Below are 17,757 nucleotides of genomic sequence, written 5' to 3' on the forward strand. Positions count from 1 at the left end.
AGTCCAATATGGCTCAGTCCACTACTTCTGCACCTGCGGCAGGCGGCATAGACCTGAATATCGGCAAGATCCTGCTTGAAGGTCGCGCCTTTTTTGCCCTGGTCGCCATCGTTATTACCTTCTCGTTCCTGTCGCCGGTTTATTTCAGCGTCAGCAACTTCCTGACCATGTCTTCGCATGTGGCGATCTTTGGTTTGCTTGCGATTGGCATGCTGCTTGTGATCCTCAATGGCGGCATTGACCTGTCGGTGGGTTCGACCTTGGGGCTGTCAGGCGTGGTTGCCGGTTACCTGATGCAGGGTGTCGAAATACCGTCAGCTGGCATCATCATGTATCCGCCGGTTTGGGCGGTTGTCATCCTAACAGTTGCATTGGGCGCCTTTGTCGGAGCGATCAACGGCATTTTGATCGCGTTCTTCAAGGTCCCGGCATTCGTCGCAACGCTTGGCATGCTTTATGTCGCGCGCGGTGTGGCCCTTCTGATGACCAATGGCCTGACCTACAACAATCTTGGCGGGGTCGAGGTTCTTGGCAATACCGGGTTTGACTGGCTTGGCTTTAACCGCATTGCCGGTGTGCCGATTGGTGTGATTGTGCTGGCCATTGTTGCCCTTGTGATCGGCCTTGTTCTGGTGCGCACCGCCTTTGGCCGCTGGCTTTATGCATCGGGTGGCAATGAACGTGCCGCCGAACTTTCCGGCGTGCCGACCCGTGGCGTAAAAATCTCGGTCTATGTCCTGTCAGGCGTTTGCGCCGCCATTGCCGGTCTTGTTTTGTCGTCACAGCTGACTTCGGCCGGCCCGACGGCAGGCACGACGTACGAGCTGACCGCAATTGCCGCCGTCGTGATCGGTGGTGCGGCACTCACCGGTGGGCGGGGTAATGTGCGCGGCACGATGCTTGGCGCCTTTGTGATTGGTTTCCTGAGCGACGGTCTCGTGATTATCGGGGTTTCGGCCTATTGGCAGACCGTCTTTACCGGTGCGGTGATCGTTCTCGCCGTGCTGCTTAACAGCCTTCAATACGGCCGTTCGGGCCGATAGCAAATTCGGGGCGCAAGACAGGGTGGTCTTGCGTCCGAATAACCGCCGGCCATGCCCGGCATATTAAAACCTAACGGGAGGACACCCATAATGAACATCTTTAAGCGTACACTTTTCGCAACCATCGCAGCGCTGCCACTGATGTCGACCGCTGCAATGGCAGACGGCCTGATTTCGATCATCGTTAATGATCCGTCCAACCCTTATTGGTTCACTGAAGGTGAAGTTGCCAAAGCCACGGCCGAAGAGCTTGGCTATGACGCGAATGTCGCAGCTCACAAAGGTGACACCAATACCGAAAGCAACCTTGTTGATACCGCAATCACCAACAAGGCAGCGGCGATCATTCTCGATCCGGCCAATGCTGATGGTTCTGTTGGCGCCGTCAAAAAGGCCGTTGCCGCAGGCATCCCGGTCTTTATCGTGAATGCTGAAATCAACCAGACCGGCCTTGCCAAGGCACAGCTTGTGTCAAACAACGCACAGGGTGCAGCCCTTGGCGCGATGGCATGGGTTGATGCAATGGGTACAGAAGGTTCTTATGTCGAGCTGTTCGGCGCACCGTCTGACAACAACGCACAGACCCGTTCGAACGGCTTTGAAACGGTTCTGAGCCAGTATTCCGATCTTGATAAAAAAGCACAGGAAGTTGCCAACTGGGACCGTACCCAGGGCTACACCAAAATGCAGTCCATGCTTCAGGCCAACCCGAACATTTCCGGCGTGATTTCCGGTAACGACGAAATGGCACTGGGCGCGATTGCAGCTCTGAAAGAAGCTGGCAAGCTTGAAGGCAAAATCATCGGCGGTTTCGATGGTTCGCCGGACGCAGTCGAAGCCGTCAAATCGGGCGAGCTGACCTACACCGTTCTGCAGCCGGTTGCCATCTTTGCCGAAGAAGCTGTCCGTCAGGCAGACTACTTCATCAAAAACGGCACGCTGAAAATCTCCGAGGAAAAGCAGCTGTTTGACTGCATTCTGGTCGATGCCAGCATCCTTGATATCTACTCCTTCTCGGGTCCGTTCCAGCTTGATCGTTAATCCAGGCACGTGATCTGAACCTCCCTGGAGGCAGAGGGAAACTTCACCGTTCCAATTCCCTCTGATTAAAAACCCCGCCCGGATTGGGCGGGGTTTTCTTTTGCTCAAGACGCGAAGAATCCAATCCCCTACCAAGCCCTCGTCGGCCGAAACCACGCGCACAGACAAAAAAGAACCCTCGCTATAAGCGAGGGCCAAGGGAAGGTAACGAGGGAGATTTCGCTACAGGGAATACAGGGAAAACTTCTGGCTTAACGGGTCGCCATTGCCTCAAGCGAAACCGGCTTGATCCGGTCGGCATGACCTGCCGTGCCAAAGGCCTCAAACCGTGCCTTGCAAAGCTCGGTCATAAGCTTGGTCCCTTCCTTGAGGTATTTGCGCGGATCAAACTCGCTTGGGTTTTCCGCCAACACCCGGCGTACACCAGCGGTCATTGCCATGCGGTTATCGGTATCGATATTGACCTTGCGCACACCAGATCGAATGCCGCGCTGAATTTCTTCGACCGGCACACCCCAGGTCGGGCGCATATCCCCACCATAATTGTTGATCAGCTGACGCAGATCTTCAGGCACAGAGGATGAACCATGCATCACCAGATGGGTGTTGGGCAGACGGCGATTGATTTCCTCAATCACGGTCATGGCAAGGATATCGCCATTCGGCTGACGGCTGAATTTATAGGCACCATGACTGGTCCCCATGGCAACAGCCAAGGCATCCACACCGGTTTCACGCACGAAACGCTCGGCTTCTTCCGGATCGGTCAGAAGCTGTTCTTCTGAAAGCTTTTCAGTAGCACCATGACCATCTTCCTGATCACCCATGCCAGTTTCAAGCGATCCAAGAACACCCAGCTCACCCTCAACCGACACACCACAGGCATGCGCCATTTCAACAACGCGTGCCGTGATGTTGCGATTGTATTCGTAATCAGCGGGCGTCTTGCCATCGACCTTAAGCGACCCGTCCATCATGACGGAGGTGAAGCCATGCTGGATCGCGGTCGCACAGGTCGACAGATCATTGCCGTGGTCAAGATGCATACAGACCGGAATTTCCGGGAATGTTTCAACAAGCCCGTCAATCAAACGTGCCAGAAGCTGATCCCCGGCATAGGCCCGCGCGCCACGCGATGCCGCCAGGATCACCGGTGCGTTCGCAGCACGCGCAGCACTCATGATCGCAAGCCCCATCTCCATGTTCGAGATGTTAAAGGCCGGGACGGCATAGTTATGTTCGGCTGCATGATCAAGCAGCTGGCGTAGCGTAATGCGGGCCATAAGGTCAGGTCTCCTCAGCTAAGTATTTTGTGATGATCTCGACCTCTTCGCGCGCACCAAATACAAGCGGGATGTTCTGGTGCGGGGTTTTGGCAACAAGGTCGAGAATTCGGTTTGTGCCATCCGTCGCACTGCCCCCGGCAGCCTCGATCAAAAAGGCAATCGGCACCGCCTCGTAGGCAAGGCGCAGGCGACCTTCGCGATATCCTTCGCGCTGATCTGCCGGATACATAAATGCCCCGCCCTGAAGCAGGATGCGGTGCAACTCACCAACGGCCGCAGCCAACCAACGCATATTGAAATTCCGACCGCGCGGGCCATCTTTGCCTGCACGGACATCTTCGGCCCATTTCTTAAGGCCCGGGCTCCAATGACGTTCATTTGAGGCGTTATAGGCAAGCGTGCTGGCGGCTGGTTTCAGCATCACATTCTCGGCCGCCATGCGGAAATCATCGCCATCATGGGTGGCGATATGAACGCCCTGACCAAGGGTAAAGCCGAAATCAAGCGAGTGGCCGAAGGATGCGTAACCTGCGGCCACGGCCTCGGACCCTTTGCGGGCGAAATCGGCCGGACCGGTCGGGTAAATCACAAACAACATGCCAAGCGGCGCACCAATCCCGATCGAACCAGACCCGTCAATCGGGTCCATGGCAATGTCATAAATGCCATTAGGATCGAGCGTTTCGACATGTTCGGCCTCTTCGGACAAAATATGGCGCACGCTTCGGCCCTTAAGGGCGACAACCACATGATCGTGCGCGCCAATATCAAGCGCCTTCTGCGCATCACCGCTTTCATTCTGACCGGCAATCGCCGCCGGATCACCCGGCAGCTTTCCAGCCGCCAGTCGCGCGGCAATTGCCGGCAGTGCCTGGGCAATGGCGTTAATCAGGCTGCCAAGTTCATCAGCAGGCAAACAGCTTCTAAGGACCGCAGCATCAATCATGCGGTCATTGGGGAGTTTCAACATGTCAGAGCATCCGTTATCGAGGGGTACCGGGCATCACTATACCCGGTTCCTGATATTTTGGGCTCACGCCGTGTGATATTTTGCGTCGACCGCATCAATCGCATGAACATTGCCTGCTGATTTGCCCTGCGGATCAAATGCTGCACTCAAAAATGCATCGGCAATATCCTTGGCAAGTTCGGTCCCGACAACGCGCGCACCCATGGTGATGATATGTGCGTTATTCGATGTCGCGGCCTTGCCTGCGGAATAGGTGTCATGGGTTTGTGCTGCACGAATGCCCGGCACCTTGTTGGCCGCCAGACACACCCCGATCCCCGTGCCACAGCACAGAATGGCGCGGTCATACATTCCGGCTTTTACGGCCGATGCCACACGATCAGAAAGATTGGCGTAATAGTCGTCCGGGCCGTTTTCCGTGCGCGATGCGTCGGTCACGTCATAATCGGGATTCTGGCTGAGATATTCGGCCAGCGCCTTGGCAAGCCCTTCACCGGCACTGTCACCTGCTACTGCGATTTTCATACCCTTTCCTCCAGTTTTTCTTGTGCGCTTAGCGCTGCGTCACAGCGTTTGAGAATGTCGAGATAGCCATCCACGTCCCAGGCGGAACGCCCGATAAACAGGCCATCGATATGCGGACAGGTGATCAGCTCGGCACAATTGCCGGGATTGACCGATCCGCCATAAAGGCAAGGAACGCGACGCCCCAAAACCTCTTGTGCGACTGCGATGATTTCGGCTTGCCGCGCGTCGGCATAATCTGATGTTGCGGGAATTCCGTTTTCGCCAATCGCCCAGACTGGCTCGTAAGCCAGCCAGATTTCGCGTGATTTCTGCGCGTTGCTCAACTTGGCGAGTGCGCCGCGCACCTGGGTTGCAAGAACCTCTGCTGCACGGCCCTGTTCACGATCTTCAAGCGTCTCACCAATGCAGATTAGCGGGATCAACCCGTGGCGCACCGCACTTTCGGTTTTAAGTCCGACGGTTTCATCAGTTTCACCGAAATGTTCGCGTCGTTCGGAATGACCCAATTCGACAATATCCAAACCGCAATCGACCAGCATCGGTGCGGACACTTCACCGGTCCAGGCACCGGCATCAGCCCAATGCATGTTTTGCGCACCGACCAAAACCGGGCGATTAGTCAGAACGTCCTTGACCTGTCGGGTCGCGGTGAAGGGCGGAATAACAAAACTTTGAATGCGATCGGACAGATCAGCATCTGCCAGTCCATTCGCCCATTTCAGCGCCTCTGACAGCGTCTTGTTCATTTTCCAGCTTGTGCCGATCCAAACCTTGGACATGCGAAATTCCTCCGTCTTTGTTCTGAACAAATAACATTGATCGCGTTAAATTCAACATTATTTTTGTTATTTTGTTATTTTTAATTGTTCGATCACAACGTCGCTGGTAGCTTTCAAGCCAGAGGAGGACGCTATGAACGATCAATCACAAATCGCGGCAGCAGCCGCAAAAGACCCTGAAAACTTCGCGCTCGCCAATTGCCTGCGCGTGTTGGCCATTGATGCGGTGAATGCTGCAAATTCCGGTCATCCGGGTGCACCGATGGGCATGGCCGATGCGGCCACGGTACTGTTTCGCAAACATCTGAAATTTGATGCATCCGCACCGGACTGGCCGGACCGCGACCGGTTCATTCTGTCAAACGGCCATGCGTCGATGCTGCTTTATGGATTACTGCATCTGACCGGCTACGAAGACATGACCATCGACCAAATCCCCAATTTCCGTCAGTGGGGTGCAATCACGGCAGGACATCCGGAATGGGGCCACGCAAAGGGTATTGAAACAACCACCGGACCGCTCGGACAGGGACTTGCCACCGCCGTCGGCATGGCACTGGCGGAGCGCGCATTGGCGGCTGAATTCCCGGGGTTGGTTGATCACCGTACCTGGGTGATGCTGGGTGATGGCTGTTTGCAAGAAGGTATCGGTCAGGAAGCCATTTCCCTTGCCGGGCATCTTGGCCTTGGCAAGCTTAATGTCCTTTATGATGACAACAACATCACCATTGATGGTCCGACTTCCGTGTCATTTTCAGAAGACGTCCCGGCACGTCTGGCTGCATGTGGCTGGCACGTCATCAGTTGTGATGGCCATGACGCCAAGGCGCTTGATGCAGCGATGGCAGAAGCCAAAGCTGAAACCAGCCGCCCGTCATTGATTGCGATGAAAACCACCATCGGCTTTGGCTCCCCCAACCGGGCGGGAACGGCCAAGGCGCATGGCGCACCCTTGGGTGAAGAAGAAGCCGCCCTTGCCAAAGCAGCCCTTGGCTGGATTGAAGCCCCCTTTGACATCCCGGCTGATCTTGCTGCCAGCTGGCATGAAATTGGCGTACGCGGTGCGAAGGAACGCAGTGCGTGGGAAGCCAAACTTGCCGCGTCGGAACATGGTGAAACATTCAACGCACGTATTGCCGGCGATCTTCCAGGTAACTACGCCGATGCCGTTACCGCAGCACGCAAGGCATTGTTTGAAACCCCGCAAAAAGTCGCCACCCGCAAGGCATCCCAATTGGCTCTTGAGAAACTTGCAGCTGCCGTCCCGGCGATGATTGGCGGTAGTGCGGACTTGACCGGATCGAACCTGACCCGTGTTGATGCCGTCGACAGCCAGTTCACCGCCGAACAACCGGGCCGTTATATTGGCTATGGCGTGCGTGAATTTGGCATGGCGGCCGCGATGAACGGACTGGCCCTTCATGGTGGGTTCAAACCCTATGGTGGGACGTTCCTGGTCTTTTCGGACTATGCCCGCAATGCCATCCGACTTTCAGCGCTGATGGGACTTGGGGTGACCTATGTCATGACCCATGATTCCATCGGTCTTGGCGAAGACGGCCCAACCCATCAGCCGATTGAACATCTGGCATCACTTCGTGCCATCCCGAACATTTATGTCTTCCGCCCGGCAGACGCCGTCGAAACGCTGGAAGCTTGGGATATCGCGTTGCGGTCACCCAAGACGCCGTCACTGATGGCGCTATCACGTCAAAATGTGCCGCAACTGCGCGAAGCCGGATCGGAAAATTTGACCGAACGTGGCGGCTATGTGATCCGTGAATTTGGCACATCGCGCGATGTCACACTTCTGGCTACCGGCACCGAAGTCTCCCTCGCCATTGAGGCCGCCGAGGCACTTAACGCAGATGGATACGGTGTCGCGGTTATTTCCATGCCCTGCTGGGAATTGTTTGACGCCCAGCCGGAAACCTACCGCGAAGAGGTTCTTGGCACCGCGCCACGCATCGCGGTTGAGGCCGCATCAGCCTTTGGCTGGACCCGATATGTTGATCGCGAAGCAGACGTCATCGGCATGCCGGGCTTTGGCGCCTCCGCCCCGGCCGAACGCCTTTATGAAGAGTTCGGCATCACCAAAGACGCCATCATCAAACGCACCAAGCAGCTCGTAAAATAACGATGATCGGGCGGACCTGGTTTACAATTCAGGTCCGTCCGATTTGGCTTTCATCTTGCCGATGAGATTAGCGAACGCCATCGGCAAGGCATCAATTCAGTTATTTACCGCAGCAAAGCGTGACCAGAACGGTAGCATCGCGGTTTCAAGATCGTGCCACATGGCAAAGCGCTTGCGGTAAATCTCGCCCGCGTCCGGGTTCGGGCTGTAATGGCGATCGGTTTGTACCATATGGTCTGCCGCCTGCTCATATCCGTGATACATGCCCGAACCAACGGCTGCGGCCATTGCCGCACCAAGGGCCCCGGTTTCCTGACACCGCGCGACGGTCAGGGGCAATTCAAGAATATCGGCAATGATTTGCGGCCAGATCGGGCTTCTTGCCCCACCGCCTGACAAGACAATCTTGTCAAAACGGGCACCCGATGCACGCAATCGATGCAAATGCTGTAGATGGGCAAAGGTCACACCTTCATAGATCGCGCGCAGCATATCGCCACGCCCATGCCATCCGCCAACACCAAAGAAGCCCGCGCGCGCTGTGCCATTGCATGGCGCCCCATACAGGTAAGGATGATAATAAGGCCCATCCATGCCAAAGGTGCTTTGCGCCACCAGATCATTGGCAAGCACGAACGGTGATTTACCGTTGGCGACCTCGGCATCATGTTCAAGATATTCGCGCACCAGCCATTCAAGATTGACCGCCGATGTTGCCGAACTTTCAATCGACATGAACCGGCCATCGGCATAGCCCGATGACATGAAAATCTCGTTTTCATTGGCGAAGTCGATATTCTCGACAATGATCTGATTGATGCTCCAGGTGCCGACAATCATCGATGCCTGACCGGGGCGTGCGACGCCTGATCCAAGTGCACTGGCAATCACATCAAAGAAGCCCGCCACCACAGGTGTCCCGGCGCAAAGTCCGGTTTCGCGAGCGACGTCTTCGCTCACATGACCAACAATCTCGCTTGGCTTGGCAAGGCGTGGCAGCTTGTCACGCGCATCACCAAGACCAAATGCCTCAAGCAAGGCATCGTCGTAAATGTTTTCAGGCATGCGCAACATGCCACAACCGCCCATGTCGGAAATGTCGCTGACAAGCTCGTCGGTCAGAGCATGGGTGACGATATCCTTGCACAACAAGACCGTTCTGGTTTTGGCATAGACGTCAGGTCGTTCGCGCTTGATCCATGCCAGCAAGACAGGCGTCTGCGACACCCATGGGCGCTGACCGGAAATCGGATAGCTGATATCGCCAACGCCGTCAGAAGTAAGGTTATCAACCAACGCATTGGCGCGCGTATCAAGCGACTGAATACCCAAAAGCGCCTTGCCGCCAGCCCCCAAAAGATAAAGACCATTGCCATGCCCGGCACTACCGATGGCGGCAATATCGCTGGCATCAACACCGGATTTTTCGACAACTTCGCGCACCACTGCGATCAGATCCGAACGAAGCTGATCGATGTCGCGCTCAACAAAGCCCGGCTGCGGACAGTGCGAAACGGCCTCGCGACAGGCATGGGCAATCTCGTTTCCAGTGGCGTCGAACAACACGGTCTTTACGACCGTGTTGCCCGCATCAATTCCAAGAAAATAACGTCCCATCTGCGTTAACCTTCAAACCCGCGATAGATGTCCCAGGCTGCTGCACCGTCTGCACCCTCATGGATCATTGCCATCAGGGCAGCAACAACCGCCTTGGGGTTATCATGTTGATAAATGTTACGGCCATAGACCATACCATGTGCACCCTGCGCCATCAGGGCAGCCGAGTTATCAAACACCGTTCGCAGATCAGCCTTGCCACCACCACGGACCAGGACCGGGCAACGCGCGGCCTGAACCACATGATGGAAATCGTTGGGATCATCGGTCGGATCGGCCTTGATGATGTCGGCCCCCAATTCGCGGGCAAGACGGACAAGGGTTGTGACCTTTTCCGTGTCACCATCCACAAGGTATCCGCCACGCGCGCTGTTGGGCTGCATGACTAATGGTTCGATCATCAATGGCATGCCGTATTTTTCGCAGTCATTGCCAAGCTTTGAGATGTTCTGAACGCATTGACGGAACAGGTCCGGCTCATCGGGCAACATGAACAGATTAACGACAACACAGGCAGCATCCATCCGCAAAGCCGGCAGGATCGGGTCTGCTTCATTTTGCATGACAGCCCACATCGCACGATGACGTTCCTTGTTATACGGGTTACCCATATCAACACGCATCACCAATGCCGGACGGTTTTCACCGGGCAGTGTTTGCAACACATCGCACTGGCCATAATTCATCTGAATGGCATCCGGGCCTGCATCGACCAGCGTGTTCACCACCGACTGGATATCTTCAAGTCCAACCATGAAGCTTGGTTCGTTGCAAACACCGTGATCGATCGCAACATCAAGGCAACGGCCGTTTTTCATCAAACGGTTCAAACGGACTTTCTTGGTTACGTACATAATACCTCCTCTGTCCGGGGTGGCCCCGGATTGTTATTCAGACAATGCTGTGTTTTTTGCCGAGCTCGTCACGCAGCAATTGTTTGTGGTTTTCAAGTTCGGATGCCGACCAGCCAAGGACGCCCGACATCAACTTGCCAATTTCTTCGATCAGATTTTGCGTGATCCCGCCTTCAAGACCGATCGCGGTCCTTCGCAGCAAAATGTCAGAAAGACTGCGTACCTTTTCATTGCGAATAAGGAACTCGATCTCGCGCTGGCTATAGGTTTCCGCAGCACTTAGCGGCTTGTCCCTGCCCGATTGACAGAACCGCGCAACATCAAGTGCACGACTGCCATAACGTTCGGCAAAGCGTTCCAGGGTCGGGCGATCAATTGTCAGATCAATCAGCTCCGCCCCGATCCAGTCATCCAGATCGCTTTCCGACATGGGAAAATCACGCCCGCCGCCGATCTTGATATTGGCGGTACTGCAATTGCGTTTGCGCCCCAGACGTTTCAGGACAACATCGGCAATTTCTTCGCCAAACACGCGGAACGTGGTCCATTTTCCACCAATCAGACTAATGACCGGGAAGCTTCGCTTTTCATTGGCTTCCTGTTCGCGATGTGAATGATCGCGGCTGATCCTGCCCGTGGCATCCGCATCACTGACGGGCAGCGGCCGGACACCGGTGAAGACATGAACAATGTCATCGTCGGCCACCTTGATGTCCGGGAAAACAAAGCCAAGGGCGCTTAGCATGTAGTCCTTTTCGACCGCTTCGCAGCGTGCCAGTTCCGGATCATCAATCAGGATGTCGGTCGATCCGACCAGCGACACACCAAGATAGTTAAACGCGATACAAATCCGGCCATCAGCATTTTCGTAATAGACCATCTGATCGCCCAGCGCCTTGGCCAGTTGATCATTGCGGATCATCAGATGCGATCCCTTGGTCCCGCGAACAAACCGGGTCGTTTCATTTTCCTGTCCGCCGGCCAGTGCAAGGTTGGTGAAATCAACCCAAGCCCCGGTGGCATTAACCACAAGATCGGGCGTAATGGTGCCGCTTTCCCCGGTCAGGCGATCACGCCAATGGATATCGGCACCATCAACCTTTTCCACTGCGACATAGGAAAAGGCACGCGCATGCGGACAGCTTTCCTGCGTATCAAGGATCATCTCGACACCAAGGCGTTCGGGATATTTGACCCAAGCGTCATAATAGATCGCCCCGAACTTGGCATTGGGCGACAATGCAGGCGCCATTTTGCGCAGCTTTCGGCCAGAGACAAATTCATGGGCTGGCATCGTGCGGCTTTTGCGCGATAACCAGTCATAAAGCGTTAGCCCGATCTTGATCATGAATGCTGATCTGCGCGACGGGCCACTGCCCAATCCGATGAAGCGTTTCAGTGATGCAAGCGATCCATGAAACGCATCGAAAATCGGCACAAGCGTTGGCAGTGGAAAGACGTAATGCGGGGCATTGCGCAGCAAAAAGTCACGTTCCTGAAGCGACTGGCGCACCAGACGGAACTCACCATTTTCAAGGTAACGCAAACCGCCATGCACCATGCGTGATAGCGCCGCACTGGCCCCGGAACAGAAATCCCCCTGTTCAAGCAACACCACATCCACCCCCTGCAGGGCAAGATCACGGTACACACTGATCCCGTTGATCCCGCCCCCAACGACCACAACCGTGGCACGTTCCGGGATTGCTGTATCCTGTGATTTCTGTGTCATCACACAATCAATCAGGCAGCCTGCGCAACAGGGCCAAGATGGGCCGCGATTGCCTGGTCAATGATGGCAAGTTCTTCTGCGCTGAGCGTGATTTCACCGGCACGGGCATTCTCGATTGCCTGCGTGGCATTTCGCGCCCCACATAATGAGAACGTGATCCCCTTTTGTGCGATGGTCCAGGCAATCACGATCTGTCCGGCCTCAACATTGTGCGCATCGGCAATCGGGTTGAGCACCTTCATGAAATCAGCAACGCGCTTGCGGTTTTCGACCGAGAATTTCGGGTTTTCGCGGCGCAAATCATCGCCTTCAAAAACGCGATCCGGACCAATTTTGCCCGACAGCAATCCAAGCGCCATGGAGGAGTAGCTCAGCACCGCGACATTGTTTTCAACACATAGCGGGACAAGTTCATCCTCAAGCTGTCGTTCAAGCATGTTATAGCATTCCTGAATGCTATCGAGCTGCCCGGCGGCCAGATATTGCTTCATCTCATCAGCATTGACGTTGCTGATGCCAATCGACCGGATCTTGCCTTCGCGCTTAAGGTCTTCGAGCACACCCATGGTTTCGGAAATCGGTGTGGTCGGGTCCTGCCAATGGGTGATGTAAAGGTCGATATAGTTCGTGCGAAGCCGCTTCAGGCTCGCTTCAAGCTCAGCGCGAACGGACTCGGCACCAAGATAGCGATGGATCTTTTTGTCGTGCTCATCGACGAAATAGTTGCCCTTGTCCGTATCCCAGACCATGCCGCATTTGGTTGCGATCACAACCTGATCGCGGCGGCCTTCGATCGCCTTGCCAACAAGTTCTTCTGCACGGCCAAGACCATAGGCTGGTGCGGTATCAATCAGGGTCACGCCCGCATCAATCGATGCCTGAATGGCCTTGATGGAATTGGCGTCATCATGTCCGCCCCACATCCAGCCACCCATGGCCCAGGTCCCAAGTCCGATTGCAGATGCCGAGACACCAGATTTTCCAATTTCACGAATAAGCTGTGCCATCAGGCATCTCCTTTTAGTATGTCGTTGACCGCATATGCGGTTTGCTCGTCTATCGCCAAAGTCGTCAGGAAATCACCGCGCAGGATGGCTGCAATCGGCTCCGCCTTGTGCTGCCCACTGGCAATCGCAAAGCGGTGCGGAATTTGACGCAGTTCATCAAGGCTAAGCGCGACCACACGGTCATTGCCCGAATAGTCCGAAGGCTTTCCATCCTTGTTGATCACATGTGCCAAAAGTTCACTGCAGGCACCCGATGCCAGGACCTCTTCGCGGTCGATGCCTTCATCAAGGGACAAATAGGTCGATGTGCTGGCCCGCACAGAACCAATACCCATCACGGCAATGTCGGCCTTGCGTGCCACATCGAAAACTTCGCGGATGGATCGTTCATCAAGCAACGTATCGCGGGCTTCGCGCGATCCAGCGATGATAGGCGCATGAAGCTGAAGCGCACGACCACCAAGCTTTTCGGCCATCGCCATCGAGACCTGATTGACGTCGGTGTAGTATTTTCCCTGAACGCCGCCGGTGCCGGGAACGACCGTCACGTCGTAGCTGCGTTTTGGTTTCATTGCCTCGACAATCGCGCTGACACCAACCCCGCCGGAAATGGCAATCGTCATGCCGTCTTCAAGCTTTTCAAACAGGGCGGCGGCCGCAGCATCGGCTGTCGATTTGATCGTGATTTTCGGATCGGTCGATACTTCGGGCACGACAATCGCGTTTTCGATGCGGCCAAGTTCGGCAATCATCGCCCCAAGATCGGTCATGTTGCCAAAGGGTGACTTGACCGTGATTTCGACCAATCCGCGTTCCTGACCTTCCTTGACCAGCCGGTTGACGGTGGTGTGGGAAATCCCGGTCATTTCTGCGATTTTGGCTTGGGAGATGTTCTGCTCATAGAACATCACCAGCACTTTATGCAGACGGCGCAGGCGTTCGAGTTCTGTACTGTTTGTCATTGTTATTATCCCGCCTGGATTACGACTTGGCTGCGCTGCCGCGCTTGCGCCGGTTCAGCAAATGATCGGCCGAGACCGCCACCAAAAGGATCAGACCGCGAATGATGTCCTGCCAGTAAACCGGCACGTCCAAAAGGATCAGCGAACTGGTCACAAGCGACAGGAGGGCCGCACCAAGAACCGCGCCAAAAATCGTGCCCGAACCGCCATTCAAGCTGGCGCCACCGATGACAGCCGCGGCAATGACGCTAAGCTCCATGCCGATGCCAAATTGCGGGGTCGCCGCCCCAAAACGCGCCATATAGACAACACCAGCTACACCGGACAAAAGACCGCACAAGGTCGCGCAGAAAATCTTGATATGCTTGGTTTTAATCCCGGAAAACAGGGCGGCCTTTTCGTTACTGCCGGTGTAATAGACCTTGCGGAAGATCGTTGAGTGACGCAGCAAAAGGTCGAAAAACACCACCAATCCAAAGAACAGGATGATGACAAACGGCATGCCCGCAATGTCCCCCTGCCCGACAAATTTGAAGCTTGGCGGGAGCGAGAAAAGCGACTGCGGAGTACCTTTGGTGATCAAAAGCGACAAACCACGCGCAATCACCATGAAGGCCAATGACACGATAAAGAAATGTAACCCTATTCGGGTGACACACTGCCCCATCAAGAAGCCGATAAAGCCGCAGGCAAGGATCGCGATCAGACTGGCCGACCAGGGATCCATCCCCATCAGGAACAGCTTGCCGCCAATCACCATCGATAGACACACAACCGATCCGACCGACAAATCAATCCCGCCGACAATCAGAAGGATCGTCATGCCGACCACAACAATCCCCTCGATCGAGAAGGACAGCAGCATCGCGCGGAAATTCTGCCAGGTCAGGAAATAGGGTGATGCAAAGCTCATCGCGATGCAGATGATCAGGATAATGGCTACAAGCCCGGCTTCACGGGCCTTGAAGATGCCAAGCATCCGGTTGTGTACTCCGATTTCCAATGCGGTTGTCTCCGATTTTGTCGTTTCAGTTTTTGATTTGGTTTCTGATTTGAAAGCCTTGACCACAGTCATGACGCCATCCCCCTCTTTGCCAGGGGTATTGCGTGGCACCCCAACCCCGAAGCCAGCTTCATGATTTCTTCTTCGGTCATGGTTTCGCCTTCGACCTCACCGGCGATCGATCCTTCATGCAGAACCAGAATGCGATCACACAGGCCGATCAGTTCGGGCATTTCTGATGAGATCACCAGAACCCCGACCCCTTCGGCTGCCAGATTTCGAAGGATGCTGTAAATTTCACTTTTGGCACCGACATCAACGCCGCGTGTCGGTTCATCAAAAATGATGATGTCAGGTTGCACCGAAAGCATCTTGGCAATGGCGACCTTTTGCTGGTTCCCACCGCTCAGTGCCGAGACCGGTTGCGACACATGCGCGCAACGAAGTGACAGCAACTTGCCAAGTTCCTCGGCCCGGTTTTGCTCGACACGCTGGCGGACAATGCCCCGCGTACTGACATGGGTCAGATCAAGAGCGGAAATATTGGCCGAGATTGAAAGATCAAGGAACACACCCGATCCCTTGCGATCCTCGGACAGATAGACCAGCCCGCTTTTGATGCTGTCGGCATAATCTTTGGGCGTGAAGGCCTCACCATGCATGGTGATTTCGCCGTCTGTCTTTTTACCAAGCCCGCAAATCGCGTGTGCGAGTTCGCTGCGCCCGGCCCCGATTAACCCGCCCAGTCCAAGAACTTCGCCTTTGCGCAGATCAAAGTTGATATCGCGCAAGAAACCGTCATCAGACAGGCCGCGTACCGACAAGAGTGACGGGGTATCGCCATCCAGATTGTCGTTTTTGGCCGGAAACTGATTAAGGATTTCACGCCCGACCATCTTGGTTGCGACGGCATCTGGCGTGGTATCGGCCGTCATTAAGGTATCGATAAAAGTGCCATCGCGGAAAACCGTGATGCGATCAGAAATGGCAAAGATTTCGGCCATGCGATGGCTGATATAAATGATGCCGATGTTGCGCGCCTTCAGATCGGCAATGATGCGAAACAGGGCTTCGGCTTCTTTGTCGGTCAGGGCTGCTGTCGGCTCATCAAAGATCAAAACGTCACAATCAAGGGTGAGGGCCTTGGCAATTTCGACGATCTGCTGGCTTGCGATCGGAAGATTGCCGACCTTTTCATCGACCGGTATCGGCACGAGATCAGCCAGAATTTTGGCAGCACGTTCACGCAATTCGCGGTCATTCATCAGGAACGACGTCCGCGCGTTGGTGGCTGCCATCAGGATGTTTTCGGCAACGGAGATATCCGGGCAAAGCGCGATTTCCTGATGCACCAGACCAATACCATGCGCCTGCGCCTTGGCCGGATTGGGCAGGTTAATGTCACGCCCCTTGAAATGAATGCGTCCCTGATCAGGCGGGAAAACGCCGCTCAGGATGTTCATCAGGGTCGATTTTCCCGCGCCATTTTCCCCCATCAGGGCATGGACTTCGCCGGGCATGAGCGACAGCTTCACGCCGCGCAACGCCTGCACCGGGCCGAATGATTTATGGATATCGTGGACTTCTAGAATGGGCTGCATGGGACCAGATGCCTTGCGATGGAAAGAAGGGCATCCCTTCCTTTCGAACCAGAAAACCGTGGGAGGACCGAAAGGAAGGGTCTTCTGGTCGCCATGGGCATAGCGACCAGATTTGATGTCCTTATTCTTCGATACCTTTGGTACCGCGACGCTTCAGATAATCTTCCCAATAGAAGTCATCGGCGTTCTTGGCCGTCACAACCGCATAGCCATTGTCGATATAGGGAACCAGCATCGGGTTGCTGCCCGAACGCTGATAATCGTTCATCGGGTCAATCAGCTCAGGATGGGCAGCAAGGAACAGGGACATAAAGCCCATATAGCCCTGAATGCCCTGGTTCGGGTTGATCGAGCCAAACACTTCTCCAGCCTTGATCATATCAAGGATCTTGGCATTCACGTCGGCGGTCATGACCTTGATATCGGCCTTGGTTTCAATCGCAGCCTGGGCTGCACCAAGGGCACTGTTGGCTTCTGGCATAAAGACCGCACCCAGTTTCGGGTTGGCCTGATGCATGGTCAGAACCGCGTTATAGGCCTTGGTAGGATCCTGGTTTGATGCCGCACGAGCGACCAGCTTCATGTCGGGATATTTTGCGTCCATCCGCTCGATAAAGGCCGAAACGCGACGGTCGTGGTTATCCTGACCCGGGTTTTCCAGAACCGCATATTCACCCTTGCCGCCCATTGCCTCGGCAATCGCGTCTGCTGCTGCAGCCCCTTCGCGATCATTGTTGGACGTGATGTAGGCAGCACGGTTTGAATTGGGTGAGTCCGCGGCAAAGGTCACAACCGCAACACCCTGCTCAACCGCACGGTTAATCGGTGCAATGAACGGGTCCGAGTTCATCGGATGCACCATGATCCCGGCCGGCTGACGCGCCAGAACCTGTTCAAAGGTCGCGATCTGCTTGTTCACGTCATATTCCGGGGTGCCGGTATAGACAGTGTCGCAGCCCATCTGATGCGCGGCCTGCTTGAACATCTCATACACCGGGAACCAGTATTCAACGCCACTGACCATTACGTTCATGGCGTAAAGCTCACCCGGCTCACACTGGAATGCACTTTTTTTGGCTTCCTGCGCCATCGCCGAAGACGCAGTGAGAGTCAGAAAGGCAGCAGCTGCTGTTCCCAGCAGCATTGATTTGATTTTCATGTTATCCTCCCTAATGCGTAACCACTTCCGGGCTTTCC

Annotated in this window: 15 protein-coding genes; 3 read left to right on the plus strand and 12 right to left on the minus strand. The window is 55.1% G+C overall.

The features are described from left to right. The first annotated feature begins 8 nt into the window (after positions 1 to 8). Entirely contained in the window at positions 9 to 1,043 is a 1,035-nt protein-coding gene (locus ACMZ66_RS20585; RefSeq protein ID WP_416940195.1) for an ABC transporter permease, read from the plus strand. Positions 1,044 to 1,133: 90 nt separating this feature from the next. Then, positions 1,134 to 2,084 carry a D-ribose ABC transporter substrate-binding protein gene (locus tag ACMZ66_RS20590; RefSeq protein ID WP_416940197.1) on the plus strand — a complete coding sequence of 317 codons (951 nt, stop codon included), beginning with the start codon at positions 1,134 to 1,136 and terminating at the stop codon, positions 2,082 to 2,084. Positions 2,085 to 2,335: 251 nt separating this feature from the next. Here the strand turns inward: ACMZ66_RS20590 and fba are convergent, their stop codons facing one another. From fba to ACMZ66_RS20610, 4 genes are all read right to left on the minus strand, one after another. Further along, positions 2,336 to 3,367, minus strand: coding sequence for a class II fructose-bisphosphate aldolase (gene fba, locus ACMZ66_RS20595; RefSeq protein ID WP_416940199.1), 1,032 nt, complete (start codon positions 3,365 to 3,367; stop codon positions 2,336 to 2,338). Positions 3,368 to 3,371: 4 nt separating this feature from the next. After that, on the minus strand, positions 3,372 to 4,340 hold the full coding sequence (locus tag ACMZ66_RS20600; RefSeq protein WP_416940201.1) for a class 1 fructose-bisphosphatase: 969 nt from the start codon (positions 4,338 to 4,340) through the stop codon (positions 3,372 to 3,374). A 63-nt stretch (positions 4,341 to 4,403) separates the two neighbouring features. Further along, on the minus strand, positions 4,404 to 4,865 hold the full coding sequence (locus ACMZ66_RS20605; protein ID WP_416940203.1) for an RpiB/LacA/LacB family sugar-phosphate isomerase: 462 nt from the start codon (positions 4,863 to 4,865) through the stop codon (positions 4,404 to 4,406). Further along, a complete protein-coding gene (locus ACMZ66_RS20610; RefSeq protein ID WP_416940205.1) occupies positions 4,862 to 5,647 on the minus strand; it encodes a triose-phosphate isomerase in 786 nt (261 codons plus the stop codon). The genes ACMZ66_RS20605 and ACMZ66_RS20610 overlap by 4 nt, the downstream gene beginning before the upstream one ends. Before the next feature lie 133 nt (positions 5,648 to 5,780). Here ACMZ66_RS20610 and tkt point away from each other — a divergent pair, with 133 nt between their 5' ends. Continuing rightward, positions 5,781 to 7,784 (plus strand): transketolase, encoded by a 2,004-nt coding sequence (gene tkt, locus ACMZ66_RS20615; protein ID WP_416940206.1) that lies wholly within the window; start codon positions 5,781 to 5,783, stop codon positions 7,782 to 7,784. A 96-nt stretch (positions 7,785 to 7,880) separates the two neighbouring features. Here the strand turns inward: tkt and ACMZ66_RS20620 are convergent, their stop codons facing one another. The 8 genes from ACMZ66_RS20620 to ACMZ66_RS20655 form a co-directional block, all read right to left on the minus strand. After that, positions 7,881 to 9,401: an FGGY-family carbohydrate kinase gene (locus ACMZ66_RS20620; protein ID WP_416940208.1), complete on the minus strand. Its 1,521-nt coding sequence runs from the start codon at positions 9,399 to 9,401 to the stop codon at positions 7,881 to 7,883. Positions 9,402 to 9,406: 5 nt separating this feature from the next. Further along, entirely contained in the window at positions 9,407 to 10,255 is an 849-nt protein-coding gene (locus tag ACMZ66_RS20625; protein WP_416940210.1) for a class I fructose-bisphosphate aldolase, read from the minus strand. Positions 10,256 to 10,292: 37 nt separating this feature from the next. Next, positions 10,293 to 11,987: a glycerol-3-phosphate dehydrogenase/oxidase gene (locus ACMZ66_RS20630; RefSeq protein ID WP_416940212.1), complete on the minus strand. Its 1,695-nt coding sequence runs from the start codon at positions 11,985 to 11,987 to the stop codon at positions 10,293 to 10,295. Positions 11,988 to 11,998: 11 nt separating this feature from the next. After that, positions 11,999 to 12,994 (minus strand): aldo/keto reductase, encoded by a 996-nt coding sequence (locus tag ACMZ66_RS20635; protein WP_416940214.1) that lies wholly within the window; start codon positions 12,992 to 12,994, stop codon positions 11,999 to 12,001. Continuing rightward, positions 12,994 to 13,956 carry a sugar-binding transcriptional regulator gene (locus tag ACMZ66_RS20640; RefSeq protein ID WP_416940217.1) on the minus strand — a complete coding sequence of 321 codons (963 nt, stop codon included), beginning with the start codon at positions 13,954 to 13,956 and terminating at the stop codon, positions 12,994 to 12,996. The genes ACMZ66_RS20635 and ACMZ66_RS20640 overlap by 1 nt, the downstream gene beginning before the upstream one ends. A 19-nt stretch (positions 13,957 to 13,975) precedes the next feature. After that, a complete protein-coding gene (locus ACMZ66_RS20645) occupies positions 13,976 to 15,031 on the minus strand; it encodes an ABC transporter permease (protein WP_416940219.1) in 1,056 nt (351 codons plus the stop codon). After that, a complete protein-coding gene (locus ACMZ66_RS20650) occupies positions 15,028 to 16,560 on the minus strand; it encodes a sugar ABC transporter ATP-binding protein (RefSeq protein WP_416940221.1) in 1,533 nt (510 codons plus the stop codon). Before ACMZ66_RS20650 ends, ACMZ66_RS20645 begins: the two co-directional genes overlap by 4 nt. Before the next feature lie 121 nt (positions 16,561 to 16,681). Continuing rightward, entirely contained in the window at positions 16,682 to 17,719 is a 1,038-nt protein-coding gene (locus tag ACMZ66_RS20655; RefSeq protein WP_416940223.1) for a substrate-binding domain-containing protein, read from the minus strand. Positions 17,720 to 17,757: the final 38 nt, after the last annotated feature.

This window comes from Thalassospira sp., from assembly GCF_048059015.1.
In the GTDB taxonomy this organism is placed as follows: domain Bacteria; phylum Pseudomonadota; class Alphaproteobacteria; order Rhodospirillales; family Thalassospiraceae; genus Thalassospira.